Here is a 13,295-nt window from a genome sequence, read left to right as displayed (position 1 = left end):
GCCGGGAAATCGGAATTGCCTAGAGCGGGGGTTGCAGCATAGCTGTAAAGAATGCATCGCTTCACAACTCTTTGGCATATGCCGTCTAGGTCAGGAATGTGTCGTACTGATCTGGATGCATAGGCTCACAAAATTTGTAGGAGGTAAATGCTGCGTGAAAATACACATTGTTAAAAAAGGCGATACGCTGTATGCATTATCACAAAAGTATGGAGTAACGCTCCAAAAGATTATTGAGGCTAACCCGCAGATCAGTAATCCAGAAGTGCTTGTTATTGGGGATAAAGTTAAAATCCCTGCGGCTCCGATGCTTGTTCCGGAAAACAATGAGCTTTACTACAAGCACACCGTTAAACAAGGCGATACGTTGTGGAAATTATCCAAAGCATGGGGAATTACCTTGAAAGAGATCATTGACGCCAATCCGCATCTCAAGAATCCTAATGCGCTCATGACCGGTGAAGTTGTCAATATTCCTAAAAAGGCGAATGAGCCGACTCCAATCCAGGCTCAATCCATGCAACCTATGCAATCTAATGCAAATGCAAATGCAAATGCAAATGCAAATGCAAATGCTACTCCGGTTCAACCGCTTGCTGTATCGCCTGAGGTGGTAGATAAAACAAAGGTTGGCGGAAAAACCTATACCGGACCGAAGGAAGAGCCCGTTCAGACAGTTTCCCCTGTCTCAACCCCGGCCCCGAATCCCGCACCGGCACCTGTCCAGGTGGCAGCACCTCTTCCGAATAAAGCACCTGAAGTAGCTCCCATTCAGGAAGTAGTGCATGAAACACAAAGTCTGTTTGTACAAATTTCTGTGCCTGCGCAAGAAGCCATAACCTATGAGATGCCCAAAGAAAAGGAGAAATCTGAGGTGCTGCCGGCAACCTGGCCTGACCATAAGGACGTACCATGCGAAAAAACAGCAGGTTATCCTGGATTAAACGCCAATCCATATTATTTCGAATGCCCGCCGGCATATCCGTACTATGAGCAGCCAATGCCAATGATGGGTATGAATGCGGCTCCGGGTTTTATCCAGCCGACTGCTTATATGCCGGACTGTGCTTCTCCGTATGATTATCCGGGTAACATGTATCCCGCAACTGACTATTCCAATGCTTGGTATCCAAATGCAGCTCCCGAGTATGCAAATGCGGCTATGGCTGAGAATAATCCTCCTGTTGATTATTCTGCGTACGCAGTTCCGCAGTACGGCGGTCAGTCCATGAATCTTCCTTGGCCGACCTGCGGCTGTGGTGGAGGAATGCCGATTCAGCCTTATACTTATGAACAGCCTGCATATAATAATATGTCACCCTATATGCCACAGCCCGGTGCGGTTTCTCCTTACGGAGCTGGACCCTTCTCAATGCCGAATGAGGCCGCTGTTGCACCGTTAGGAATACATGGGATTCCTGGATATCCGATGTATCCGGGGATGGAGAATTATGCTCATCACAACCGTGTGCCAGAAATTCTTGAGCCGGAGATTATTGCGCAGGGTGTTCCTCAAGCAGCGGAAGCCGTCAGTGCAGGAACCCCAGTTAAGAACAAAGCCAGCACGGGAAAAGCGGGTACACCTAAAGTTAAAACCTCAGGTCTAGCTGCTGACAAATCAAATAAAACTGCGCCTAAACAAAGTTCGAAGCAATCAGGCCGCACGGGGACTTCGAAGAAAAGTAAAAATCCATGGATATCAAATTAAATTAGGCTTGAATTGAGATCTACCTATTGCACCAGAGGGCCTGCATCATAAGATGCAGGCTCTCTGGTGTTTGCTTATTTATCATTAGGAAGAGTGTCATGCATAGTATAGCGAACGATACCAATAGTACTAAAGTAAAAATGGTAAATCCTGTGGGTTGTTTTTGTTGGAGAATACATGTTATATTATAAATCCAGTCGCAAGCAGAAGGAACGCTTGGGTGATTGGAACGTGTTGAACGATTGATATTGCTAACATGATGAAAAAATAAGTGTTGCATTGAATCGGAAAACATGATATATTATAAGAGTTGCTGGTGACGAGATAATCGACACTGACAACGAGCTTGATCTTTGAAAACTGAACAACGAGTGAGTATGGAAATCACGCAAGTGAGATCCAAAACGGATGAGTTTCACAGCGTATTTATACGCTTTAGAAATTTCATCGTGAGAATGTAAATTCTCGTCAGATGTTTCAAATTGAGCAATCGCTCTTTTCAATATCTTTTTCGGATGGTTATTTTCTCGGAGTAATTCGGGTGAAGTAACCGCTCGAAAAAACCAATTTGGAGAGTTTGATCCTGGCTCAGGACGAACGCTGGCGGCGTGCCTAATACATGCAAGTCGAGCGGAGTTATGAAGGAGCTTGCTCCGGATTAACTTAGCGGCGGACGGGTGAGTAACACGTAGGCAACCTACCTCTTTGACTGGGATAACTACCGGAAACGGTAGCTAATACCGGATAATTCCTTTGTTCACATGGACGAAGGATGAAAGGCGGAGCAATCTGCTACAAGGAGATGGGCCTGCGGCGCATTAGCTAGTTGGTGGGGTAACGGCTCACCAAGGCGACGATGCGTAGCCGACCTGAGAGGGTGAACGGCCACACTGGGACTGAGACACGGCCCAGACTCCTACGGGAGGCAGCAGTAGGGAATCTTCCGCAATGGGCGAAAGCCTGACGGAGCAACGCCGCGTGAGTGATGAAGGTTTTCGGATCGTAAAGCTCTGTTGCCAGGGAAGAACGTCCGGTAGAGTAACTGCTACCGGAGTGACGGTACCTGAGAAGAAAGCCCCGGCTAACTACGTGCCAGCAGCCGCGGTAATACGTAGGGGGCAAGCGTTGTCCGGAATTATTGGGCGTAAAGCGCGCGCAGGCGGCTATTTAAGTCTGGTGTTTAAACCTTGGGCTCAACCTGAGGTCGCACTGGAAACTGGGTGGCTTGAGTACAGAAGAGGAAAGTGGAATTCCACGTGTAGCGGTGAAATGCGTAGATATGTGGAGGAACACCAGTGGCGAAGGCGACTTTCTGGGCTGTAACTGACGCTGAGGCGCGAAAGCGTGGGGAGCAAACAGGATTAGATACCCTGGTAGTCCACGCCGTAAACGATGAGTGCTAGGTGTTAGGGGTTTCGATACCCTTGGTGCCGAAGTTAACACAGTAAGCACTCCGCCTGGGGAGTACGGTCGCAAGACTGAAACTCAAAGGAATTGACGGGGACCCGCACAAGCAGTGGAGTATGTGGTTTAATTCGAAGCAACGCGAAGAACCTTACCAGGTCTTGACATCCCTCTGAATCCACTAGAGATAGTGGCGGCCTTCGGGACAGAGGAGACAGGTGGTGCATGGTTGTCGTCAGCTCGTGTCGTGAGATGTTGGGTTAAGTCCCGCAACGAGCGCAACCCTTGACTTTAGTTGCCAGCAGGTAAGGCTGGGCACTCTAGAGTGACTGCCGGTGACAAACCGGAGGAAGGTGGGGATGACGTCAAATCATCATGCCCCTTATGACCTGGGCTACACACGTACTACAATGGCCGGTACAACGGGAAGCGAAGCCGCGAGGTGGAGCCAATCCCAGCAAAGCCGGTCTCAGTTCGGATTGCAGGCTGCAACTCGCCTGCATGAAGTCGGAATTGCTAGTAATCGCGGATCAGCATGCCGCGGTGAATACGTTCCCGGGTCTTGTACACACCGCCCGTCACACCACGAGAGTTTACAACACCCGAAGTCGGTGGGGTAACCCGCAAGGGAGCCAGCCGCCGAAGGTGGGGTAGATGATTGGGGTGAAGTCGTAACAAGGTAGCCGTATCGGAAGGTGCGGCTGGATCACCTCCTTTCTATGGAGAATCGTCACCTGCAACGGTGACATTCAAATCGGAAGCATGTCTTCCAAAACTCAGGTTTAGGCCTGTTACTCACTCGTTGGTCAGTTTTGAGAGTTTAAGCTCTCAAGTAGTACCTTGATCCTTGAAAACTGGATACCGAAACGAATTTGCGTTTTAGAACATCTTTTAGCTGAAACTTGTGTGAACAAGTTTTAATTAATAGCGATGCTAGCGATTTTCCTTCTGGAAAAACGCATTGGTTAAGCTAATAAGAGCACACGGAGGATGCCTAGGCGCCAGGAGCCGACGAAGGACGTGGCGAACAACGAAACTGCCTCGGGGAGCTGTAAGCAAGCTTTGATCCGGGGGTGTCCGAATGGGGAAACCCAGCTGTGGTAATTCGCAGTTACTTCTCTCTGAATACATAGGGGAGATAGAGGCAGACCAGGGGAACTGAAACATCTAAGTACCCTGAGGAAGAGAAAACAATAGTGATTCCGTCAGTAGCGGCGAGCGAACGCGGAACAGCCTAAACCAAGGGGCTTGCCCCTTGGGGTTGTGGGACGTCTCACATGGAGTTACAAAGGAATATGGTAGGCGAAGAGGTCTGGAAAGGCCCGCGATAGAGGTAAAAGCCCTGTAGCCTAAACTGTGTTCTCTCCGAGACGGATCCCGAGTAGTGCGGGGCACGTGAAACCCCGTATGAATCCAGCAGGACCATCTGCTAAGGCTAAATACTACCTGGCGACCGATAGTGAAACAGTACCGTGAGGGAAAGGTGAAAAGCACCCCGGAAGGGGAGTGAAATAGAACCTGAAACCGTGTGCTTACAAAAAGTCAGAGCCCGATCTATGGGTGATGGCGTGCCTTTTGTAGAATGAACCGGCGAGTTACGTTTAACATGCAAGGTTAAGGTGAGAAGCCGGAGCCGCAGCGAAAGCGAGTCTGAATAGGGCGATTTAGTATGTGGACGTAGACCCGAAACCGTGTGATCTACCCCTGTCCAGGGTGAAGGTGCGGTAACACGCACTGGAGGCCCGAACCCACGTATGTTGAAAAATGCGGGGATGAGGTGGGGGTAGCGGAGAAATTCCAATCGAACTCGGAGATAGCTGGTTCTCCCCGAAATAGCTTTAGGGCTAGCCTCGGTGAATGGAGTGGTGGAGGTAGAGCACTGATTGGGTGCGGGGCCCGCAAGGGTTACCAAGCTCAGTCAAACTCCGAATGCCATTAACTTCTTGCCGGGAGTCAGACAGTGAGTGCTAAGATCCATTGTCAAAAGGGAAACAGCCCAGACCATCAGCTAAGGTCCCCAAGTGTGTGTTAAGTGGGAAAGGATGTGGAGTTGCACAGACAACCAGGATGTTGGCTTAGAAGCAGCCACCATTGAAAGAGTGCGTAATAGCTCACTGGTCGAGTGACTCTGCGCCGAAAATGTAACGGGGCTAAACACACCACCGAAGCTATGGCTAGATACGATGTATCTGGGGTAGGGGAGCGTTGTATGCAGGTTGAAGGTGTACCGTAAGGAGCGCTGGACAGCATACAAGTGAGAATGCCGGTATGAGTAACGAAAAGATCAGTGAGAATCTGATCCGCCGAAAGCCCAAGGTTTCCTGAGGAAGGCTCGTCCGCTCAGGGTAAGTCGGGACCTAAGGCGAGGCCGAAAGGCGTAGTCGAAGGACAACAGTTTGAAATTACTGTACCACCGTAATCCGCTATGAGCGATGGGGTGACGCAGGAGGGTAGTGACGCGGACTGATGGATGTCCGTCTAAGCAGTGAGGCTGGTGTGTAGGCAAATCCGCACATCGTTAAGGCTGGGCTGTGATGGGGAGCGAAAATTAGAGTAGCGAAGGTCATGATCTCACACTGCCAAGAAAAGCCTCTAGCCAGGAGAAGGTGCCCGTACCGCAAACCGACACAGGTAGGCGAGAAGAGAATTCTAAGGCGCGCGGAAGAACTCTCGTTAAGGAACTCGGCAAAATGACCCCGTAACTTCGGGAGAAGGGGTGCCTCGGTAGGGTGAATAGCCCGAGGGGGCCGCAGTGAAAAGGCCCAAGCGACTGTTTAGCAAAAACACAGGTCTGTGCGAAGCCGCAAGGCGAAGTATACGGGCTGACGCCTGCCCGGTGCTGGAAGGTTAAGGGGAGCGGTTAGGAGTAATCCGAAGCTGTGAACCGAAGCCCCAGTAAACGGCGGCCGTAACTATAACGGTCCTAAGGTAGCGAAATTCCTTGTCAGGTAAATTCTGACCCGCACGAATGGCGTAACGACTTGGGCGCTGTCTCAACGAGAGATCCGGTGAAATTTTAATACCTGTGAAGATGCAGGTTACCCGCGACAAGACGGAAAGACCCCATGGAGCTTTACTGCAGCTTGATATTGAATTTGGGTACGATCTGTACAGGATAGGTGGGAGCCGTAGAGGCAGGAGCGCAAGCTTCTGCGGAGGCGCCGTTGGGATACCACCCTGATCGTATCTAGGTTCTAACCTGGTACCCTAATCGGGTACGGGGACCGTGTCAGGCGGGCAGTTTGACTGGGGCGGTCGCCTCCTAAAGAGTAACGGAGGCGTTCAAAGGTTCCCTCAGAATGGTTGGAAATCATTCGAAGAGTGCAAAGGCATAAGGGAGCTTGACTGCGAGACCAACAAGTCGAGCAGGGACGAAAGTCGGACTTAGTGATCCGGTGGTACCGCATGGAAGGGCCATCGCTCAACGGATAAAAGCTACCCTGGGGATAACAGGCTTATCTCCCCCAAGAGTCCACATCGACGGGGAGGTTTGGCACCTCGATGTCGGCTCATCGCATCCTGGGGCTGAAGTAGGTCCCAAGGGTTGGGCTGTTCGCCCATTAAAGCGGTACGCGAGCTGGGTTCAGAACGTCGTGAGACAGTTCGGTCCCTATCTGTCGTGGGCGCAGGAAATTTGAGAGGAGCTGTCCTTAGTACGAGAGGACCGGGATGGACGTACCGCTGGTGCATCAGTTGTTCCGCCAGGAGCATGGCTGAGTAGCTACGTACGGACGGGATAAGCGCTGAAAGCATCTAAGCGTGAAGCCCCCCTCAAGATGAGATTTCCCAATTAGTAAGACCCCTTGAAGACGACGAGGTAGATAGGTTGGAGGTGGAAGTGCAGCAATGCATGGAGCTGACCAATACTAATCGGTCGAGGGCTTATCCAATAAGTAAGACGCAGATTCGTTTCGGATTCAGTTTTCAGGAATCAAGTTCTGATTCATGAGGTCCAAGTGACCAAGTGATGAAGATTTGTTTTCAGCATTTGGCGATGCTGAGACCTGAATTTAGCATTTGTACCGCAAATGCCCGTTTGGTGGCGATAGCGGAGGGGTTCCACGCGTACCCATCCCGAACACGACCGTTAAGCCCTCCAGCGCCGATGGTACTTGGACCGAAGGGTCCTGGGAGAGTAGGACGCCGCCAAGCACAGAGACCACTGTTGATTAATCAGCAGTGGTCTTTTGTTTATGCTACGCTTTGCCAATCCTAGGAATGGAAAGAACTCAAGGGGAGATTTTTAATGATCATCTGGATTAATGGTGCGTTTGGATCTGGAAAGACGGAAACGGCTTATGCACTAAACCGCAGAATACCACAATCTTTTTTGTTCGATCCGGAGAATGCAGGATATTACATCCGAGAGAACATTCCGCACGAGATATCCCAAGAGGATTTTCAGGATCATCCTCTTTGGCGCGAAATAAACTATTCCATGCTAAAATACATAGAATCTCAGTACAGTGGAACTATTATTGTACCTATGACCATTACGGATTCCGGCTACTTTATGGAGATTGTTGGCAGACTAAGGCAAGAAGGCGTAGAGGTTCATCATTTCACCTTATGTGCTTCCCAGGAGACGCTGCTTAGAAGATTGAATAGCCGGGGTGACTCTAATAACTCTTGGCCCGCCCAACAGATTGAGCGATGTCTCAAGGGCCTTGGACAGGAGATATTTCAATGCTACCTGAATAATGATCAGTTGACAGTTGAAGAGGTAGTAGAGGCTATAGCGTTGCAGTTGGGTATCACTCTGTTACCCACATAATTTCAGCTCTAATTATTGCAGATTAGCTAGCTTGAAGATCTTACTGAAAGAAATAAATTATAAAATCCTTATAAACTATTGCTATATAGTCTTATAATTGATATAATACTTTTTGTTGTCACAAAAGACAACTTTATTGTGGCCCGTTGGTCAAGGGGTTAAGACACCTCCCTTTCACGGAGGTAACATGGGTTCGAATCCCATACGGGTCATCAACTTTTTATCGAATTCCGCAGATAAAGATTGCTTTTATCAGAAGAATGTGTTAAGATCATTAAGTTGCTTCTTTCATTGGAGGCTTAGCTCAGCTGGGAGAGCATCTGCCTTACAAGCAGAGGGTCGGGGGTTCGAACCCCTCAGCCTCCACCAGAGGATTCCCTAAATAGCGGAATGTTTAGCTTTTGGGAAGATCAAAGAAATAAACACTTTTTACTGACGCGGGGTGGAGCAGCCCGGTAGCTCGTCGGGCTCATAACCCGAAGGCCGCAGGTTCAAATCCTGCCCCCGCAATTATTTGGAACCGTGGTGTAGTTGGCCTAACATGCCTGCCTGTCACGCAGGAGATCGCGGGTTCGAATCCCGTCGGTTCCGCCATTTATGGCACCGGGTTAGAATCTCAGCAATATGATACATACTGTGTGCGGACGTGGCTCAGCGGTAGAGCATCGCCTTGCCAAGGCGAGGGTCGCGGGTTCGATTCCCGTCGTCCGCTCCATAATATGCGCCCTTAGCTCAGCTGGATAGAGCGTTTGACTACGAATCAAAAGGCCGGGAGTTCGAATCTCTCAGGGCGCGCCATTTTTACTCTAATAATTAAATATACGCCGGCGTGGCGGAATGGCAGACGCGCTCGACTCAAAATCGAGTGGGAAACCGTGGAGGTTCGAGTCCTCTCGCCGGTATTAGCTAAAAGGCTTATGAAATTGTGGTTTACACAATCTCATAAGCCTTTTTTATATATTTTGATTGTCTGACTTATCGTTTTTGCAAAAGAAACTTTTGACCTCAATTTGATGCCATTGTCCGTAATCTCAAAATAGATCGAATCGATTCTGCGGTAAATGTGGATGTGAATGATTCCTTTGCCCAGCTTTTTTTCCACACCGTGAACAACGGCATTTTCCACCAAGGGTTCGACACTGAGCTTGGGAAGCAACAGATCCAGTATCGCCTCGTCCTCAATATGGATCGTATACTCAATTTTATCCTCAAACCTTTCTTTCTGCAGATAAAGATAAAATTTGATATAATCCAGTTCCTGACGAATCGGGACCTTGGCCAGACTACTGGAATAAATACCTGCCTGCAGCAGCTCCGTAAGCGACGTCACCGTTTTGTAAACGGTCTCATCTTTAGATAATTTTGCTTTGTAGCCAATGGTAATCAACGTATTGAACAGAAAATGGGATTCATCTGGGCTTGCAAAAAATTGATCTCCGACTCTTTGATCAGCAGGTGATTCTCATAAACTTCCTTGATGAGATAATTGATTTCTTCCGTCATTCTGTTGAAGGTGGTACTCAACTGATTGAGCTCCACATCTTTGTAGGCCGGCATCCTTGTGTTGTAATCACCTTTCTTTACCGAGCTATCTATTCCAGTGCCGATAAGCAAGAGTTGGGTTCTATCGTTTCTCCCGCTGTCTATGTGCTGAAAGACAATGCCGAAGTAAGTGAGGTCAAGATCAACCAGGAAAGCTACCTGGCCGTTTCGCGCAGCATCGGCACAACCGGTCTTACCTTCATTGCAGGCATCCCTAAGAAGCAAGTACTCTCCAAGTTGTCCGAAAGCATGCGTAATTACATTTGGATTATCGCTCTGATTGCTTTCATATCCCTCGCAGCAGGCGTCCTGTTATCTCTTCGCTTTACCCGAGTCATCCGTGATCTGCTGCGGAGTATCCGTAATCAATAAAAGTGAAATGGAAGAAGACCTGAGATACAGCCTTATGTTCAACAACGCTTGGAATATCAGCCTGCTGTCAACGGCTTATGTTTTTTTTGATGCGCACAATTATATATCCGTTCTAAAGTCACAGCCCAACATTGAACAAATTAACAAGAACAATCTCGCTGTCTATCATTCGGTTAAGGGCATCGTTAGGGGCAAGGAATCGCCAGAAAAAGCTGAATAGTAATAACCGTCTGCAGCCCTGGCAATTGTAGGATCAGCACCGCCCATAAGCGGGCTTACATAATTAGAAGTTACATCTGCATTAGAGATGCCTGACAGCAATAATGAAAGTATTATCGCAAAGGATAACATAATAAAACTTTTTTTCTTCATAGTAATCTCCTTCTCTAATTAATTTTTAATAAGAACGAAGGATAGCTTTCTTGCAATCATGGTGCCAGGTTTTAAAAACGATATGTTCACTTTACACCCCCCATAAAGATACGGATCACTGATTGTAACCGCTTGCATATTTTTCCTGTAGCGTTACGCATTCATTATAAAATAAAAGCGGAACTATTTTTCGGCATCATGTTTTGCGATATTTTGAGGGATTATATTTGCAGGAGAAGAGTCGTGAATAGAAACTCGATTTCCTTGCTTTTTTTTAGCTTTCTTATGCTTTTTTTACTTTATGCCTGATACGCGAAATCTACCTTACGCATACTCATTCAGGGCCAAAAGTTTCAACGATGTTTTTTCCGGAGATTCCGCCATCTGAGGATTATCTCCAATCATTGCTGGATGCGGTAGTTAAAAATACGGAATTTTGTTTAAAAAATAAAATGGAAACAAGAGCCTATTACGGAACATGTGAGATTAATGGATATTACTGTAATAGAAATGAAAGAGCATTTCCTTTCAATAATAAAGGACATGTCTTGCAATTTAGAGATTCTTCAAATTATCCCTTGGTGAGCTTAATCAATATAGCTTGTCATCCAACGGTTTTGGCAAAAGATAATCTTTTCATTTCAAGTGATTATTTGGGTGAATTGAGAGAAGAATATGCTCGTTTGACTCAAGCCCTGGCCATAATCGTGATGGAGAATGCGGAGACGTTAGCACACGGTTTACCCGAAAAGGTGATGATTTCGAAGAAACTCGCAGAATTGGAAAGGGGATAGGAGTATTGAATTTGATTAAAGCAAAAAGTTAAACTGAAGAGATATTCACTTTGAATTAAAAACGGAAGAAGCAGTCAGCTTTCTGCTGGCTGCTTTTACTTTTGGCAGGTTAAGTAAGATTGAACCTCTGTCTTGAAATCCGGATAAATTCGGACATAGCTGCAGTTTCATAAGTATCTCTACGACGTATGAATAGAGTCGGGGTTTTATAGAACTCGTCCGAGATTTGTTGAGATCGCAAGTTATATTGAACCATGGCTCTTTCAATCACCGAGCGAGGTAAAAGGGATACCCCGAGACCAGCATGAATACATCCAAGGATTCCTTCCAATGTTCCGAACTCCATGATTTTAGCAGGAATAATTCCTTGTAAATGTAACCAATCCTCAAGTTTTCGTCGGTATGAACACCCAACACGAAATACTAGTAAAGTCAGATTTCGCAATTGTTCCGGCTGGTCTATTGAGGGGAATTGCCCTCCCGATATGAACACAAGCTCCTCAACCCCCACCTCAGTAATAACGAGCTCAGCATGATCAACTGGCGCAGCTACGAAAGCTCCGTCCAACTCGTATTTCAACACTAAATGAATAAGTTCTTCCGTCGTTCCAGTTTTTAAAGCCAAATCCACCTCTGGATAAGCTTTAAGGTAATCGGTAAGAATAGATGGTAGCCGAACCGCTGCTGTGGTTTCGGGCGATCCGATCCGAAGTGGCCCTCTTGGGATCGAGTTATCTGCCACGACCCGTTCTGCCTCTTGAGTAAGAAAGACAATTTTCTCAGCATAGGACTTGAGTGTCTCTCCAGATGTTGTGAGCCGGACTCCTTGCCGCCCACGACGAAATAGCGATGTTTTCAGTTCTTTTTCAAGCTGCTGGATACGGATACTTATACTCGACTGAACATATTCCATTTTTTCGGCTGCTTTGGTAATGCTTCCTTCGTTTGCAACTGCCAGAAAAATCTGCATGTCCCGGATGTCCACCGTCATTCCTCCATCTAATTATTGATAATTTTAATATTACTTATCGTTTAGATTCATTTTACACGATATCTTTAAAAAGTTACAATTAGTTTAGAAAGAGGCGGGTCTTATGAAGAAAACAGGAGGTTACAAAATGACAACTTATCATTCATTAGAGATAGAAGGGTTAAACATATTTTATCGTGAGGCTGGTAATCCGAATAAACCAGTCATTTTATTGCTTCATGGCTTTCCGTCCGCAAGTCATATGTTCAGAGAACTAATACCTATTTTAGAAAAAGACTACTATTTAATTGCTCCTGATTATCCGGGGTTCGGGAATACCTCATCGCCTGACAGAGAGGATTTCCCTTATACATTTGACCATATCACTGAAATTATTGAAGCTTTCATTGATAAGCTAAAACTTACCAGATATGCATTATATGTTTTTGATTATGGAGCCCCTATTGGCTTTCGTATAGCCATGCACCATCCAGAACGTGTGACAGCAATAATAAGCCAAAATGGCAACATTTATCGTGAAGGATTAGGTGGGAAATGGGCGGTGCGAGAAGAATATTGGCAAAATCCTACGCAAGAAAAAAGAGAAAGTTATCGGACAGCGTTTGCGCCCAACACGATCAAAGGCCAATATGTTGATGGAACAAAGGAAAGCCAAGTTTCCCCAGATGGTTATACTCTTGATATTGCTTATATGTCCCGGCCAGGAAATGATGAGAAACAATTGGATTTAATTTTTGATTACCAAAATAATGTAAAGATGTACCCGGAGTTTCAACAGTATCTCCGAGAATATCAGCCACCCTTATTGGTAGTGTGGGGTGAAAATGATATTTCATTTATTCCGGCTGGTGCTGAAGCTTTTAAGAAAGATTTACCTAATGCCGAGATTCATTTATTAGATACTGGGCACTTTGCATTGGAAACACATGCATATGAAATTGGAGAACTAATGCTAATTTTTTAAAAAAATAATGGAATTTGAAAAGGGATAATTTGAATTTAGAAGGGTGACAGGTCAGTAGCATGGAGAATTCAGAAGCTAAAAATGCGAAATTGCCTAATTCCACAAAGACTATGGTCGGTGGATTAGTTATGCTTATCATTGCAATGGGGATCGGACGTTTTCATATACTTCCATACTTCCATTGATGCAATCACAAGCTAATCTATCCGCTACGGAATCCGGATATTTGGCAGGGAGTAATAACTTGGGTTACCTTATCGCTGCCTTTGGTGCTTGTTGCTGCTGCTATAATATTGCTATCCGGTGCAGTCATTTCAAGTCAAAAAGAAACGATAGGAAATTTGAACTATGCTCGTATTCATCCTAATCAAGAG

9 protein-coding genes, 7 tRNA genes and 3 rRNA genes are annotated in these 13,295 nt (G+C 46.6%); 16 read left to right on the top strand and 3 right to left on the bottom strand.

The window, feature by feature from the left end; all coding sequences use genetic code 11:
• Window positions 1-31: 31 nt before the first annotated feature.
• The 12 genes from NSS79_RS27365 to NSS79_RS27310 all read left to right on the top strand — a co-directional run bounded on the left by NSS79_RS27365 (window position 32) and on the right by NSS79_RS27310 (window position 8,788).
• A complete protein-coding gene (locus NSS79_RS27365; protein ID WP_342436921.1) occupies window positions 32-1,708 on the top strand; it encodes a LysM peptidoglycan-binding domain-containing protein in 1,677 nt (558 codons plus the stop codon).
• A gap of 565 nt (window positions 1,709-2,273) precedes the next feature.
• Window positions 2,274-3,829 (top strand): 16S ribosomal RNA (locus NSS79_RS27360).
• A gap of 246 nt (window positions 3,830-4,075) precedes the next feature.
• Window positions 4,076-7,002: ribosomal RNA gene (locus NSS79_RS27355) — 23S ribosomal RNA — on the top strand.
• A 145-nt stretch (window positions 7,003-7,147) separates the two neighbouring features.
• A 5S ribosomal RNA gene (rrf, locus tag NSS79_RS27350) occupies window positions 7,148-7,264 on the top strand.
• The 16S, 23S and 5S rRNA genes sit together here, the layout of an rRNA operon.
• Before the next feature lie 94 nt (window positions 7,265-7,358).
• On the top strand, window positions 7,359-7,886 hold the full coding sequence (locus NSS79_RS27345) for an AAA family ATPase (protein WP_342436920.1): 528 nt from the start codon (window positions 7,359-7,361) through the stop codon (window positions 7,884-7,886).
• A gap of 140 nt (window positions 7,887-8,026) precedes the next feature.
• Window positions 8,027-8,098 (top strand) — tRNA-Glu (locus tag NSS79_RS27340).
• A gap of 81 nt (window positions 8,099-8,179) precedes the next feature.
• Window positions 8,180-8,255: transfer RNA gene (locus NSS79_RS27335), tRNA-Val, on the top strand.
• Between the two features lie 67 nt (window positions 8,256-8,322).
• Window positions 8,323-8,396, top strand: a tRNA-Met gene (locus tag NSS79_RS27330).
• Between the two features lie 6 nt (window positions 8,397-8,402).
• Window positions 8,403-8,480, top strand: a tRNA-Asp gene (locus tag NSS79_RS27325).
• 46 nt (window positions 8,481-8,526) lie between these two features.
• A tRNA-Gly gene (locus tag NSS79_RS27320) sits at window positions 8,527-8,601 on the top strand.
• Between the two features lie 6 nt (window positions 8,602-8,607).
• Window positions 8,608-8,684: transfer RNA gene (locus NSS79_RS27315), tRNA-Arg, on the top strand.
• A gap of 25 nt (window positions 8,685-8,709) precedes the next feature.
• Window positions 8,710-8,788, top strand: a tRNA-Leu gene (locus NSS79_RS27310).
• A 38-nt stretch (window positions 8,789-8,826) separates the two neighbouring features.
• Here NSS79_RS27310 and NSS79_RS27305 read toward each other — a convergent pair.
• Window positions 8,827-9,285 (bottom strand): histidine kinase, encoded by a 459-nt coding sequence (locus tag NSS79_RS27305; RefSeq protein WP_342440452.1) that lies wholly within the window; start codon window positions 9,283-9,285, stop codon window positions 8,827-8,829.
• Between the two features lie 20 nt (window positions 9,286-9,305).
• Here NSS79_RS27305 and NSS79_RS27300 point away from each other — a divergent pair, with 20 nt between their 5' ends.
• On the top strand, window positions 9,306-9,800 hold the full coding sequence (locus NSS79_RS27300; protein WP_342436919.1) for a hypothetical protein: 495 nt from the start codon (window positions 9,306-9,308) through the stop codon (window positions 9,798-9,800).
• Between the two features lie 165 nt (window positions 9,801-9,965).
• Here the strand turns inward: NSS79_RS27300 and NSS79_RS27295 are convergent, their stop codons facing one another.
• Window positions 9,966-10,172 (bottom strand): hypothetical protein, encoded by a 207-nt coding sequence (locus tag NSS79_RS27295; protein WP_342436918.1) that lies wholly within the window; start codon window positions 10,170-10,172, stop codon window positions 9,966-9,968.
• A 404-nt stretch (window positions 10,173-10,576) separates the two neighbouring features.
• Between NSS79_RS27295 and NSS79_RS27290 the strand changes: the two genes are divergently transcribed.
• A complete protein-coding gene (locus NSS79_RS27290; protein WP_342436917.1) occupies window positions 10,577-10,966 on the top strand; it encodes a hypothetical protein in 390 nt (129 codons plus the stop codon).
• 109 nt (window positions 10,967-11,075) lie between these two features.
• Here NSS79_RS27290 and NSS79_RS27285 read toward each other — a convergent pair whose 3' ends face one another.
• Window positions 11,076-11,951, bottom strand: coding sequence for a LysR family transcriptional regulator (locus NSS79_RS27285; RefSeq protein WP_342436916.1), 876 nt, complete (start codon window positions 11,949-11,951; stop codon window positions 11,076-11,078).
• Window positions 11,952-12,084: 133 nt separating this feature from the next.
• Between NSS79_RS27285 and NSS79_RS27280 the strand changes: the two genes are divergently transcribed.
• The gene (locus NSS79_RS27280) at window positions 12,085-12,921 is read left to right on the top strand and encodes an alpha/beta hydrolase (RefSeq protein ID WP_342440451.1); all 837 of its coding nucleotides are present in this window, start codon (window positions 12,085-12,087) and stop codon (window positions 12,919-12,921) included.
• A gap of 184 nt (window positions 12,922-13,105) precedes the next feature.
• Window positions 13,106-13,288 (top strand): hypothetical protein, encoded by a 183-nt coding sequence (locus NSS79_RS27275; protein ID WP_342436915.1) that lies wholly within the window; start codon window positions 13,106-13,108, stop codon window positions 13,286-13,288.
• Window positions 13,289-13,295: the final 7 nt, after the last annotated feature.

The organism is Paenibacillus sp. FSL L8-0436 (assembly GCF_038593025.1).
In the GTDB taxonomy this organism is placed as follows: Bacteria; Bacillota; Bacilli; order Paenibacillales; family Paenibacillaceae; genus Paenibacillus_AQ.
Note: the sequence above shows the minus strand (reverse complement) of the source record. Positions and strands in the feature narration are given on the sequence as shown.

What these genes read in the sequence shown, in the direction of transcription:
- NSS79_RS27345 (WP_342436920.1), top strand. Translation starts at nt 7,359, where the DNA reads ATGATCATCTGGATTAATGGTGCGTTTGGATCTGGAAAGACGGAAACG.
- NSS79_RS27295 (WP_342436918.1), bottom strand. Translation starts at nt 10,172, where the DNA reads ATGAAGAAAAAAAGTTTTATTATGTTATCCTTTGCGATAATACTTTCA.
- NSS79_RS27280 (WP_342440451.1), top strand. Translation starts at nt 12,085, where the DNA reads ATGACAACTTATCATTCATTAGAGATAGAAGGGTTAAACATATTTTAT.
- NSS79_RS27275 (WP_342436915.1), top strand. Translation starts at nt 13,106, where the DNA reads ATGCAATCACAAGCTAATCTATCCGCTACGGAATCCGGATATTTGGCA.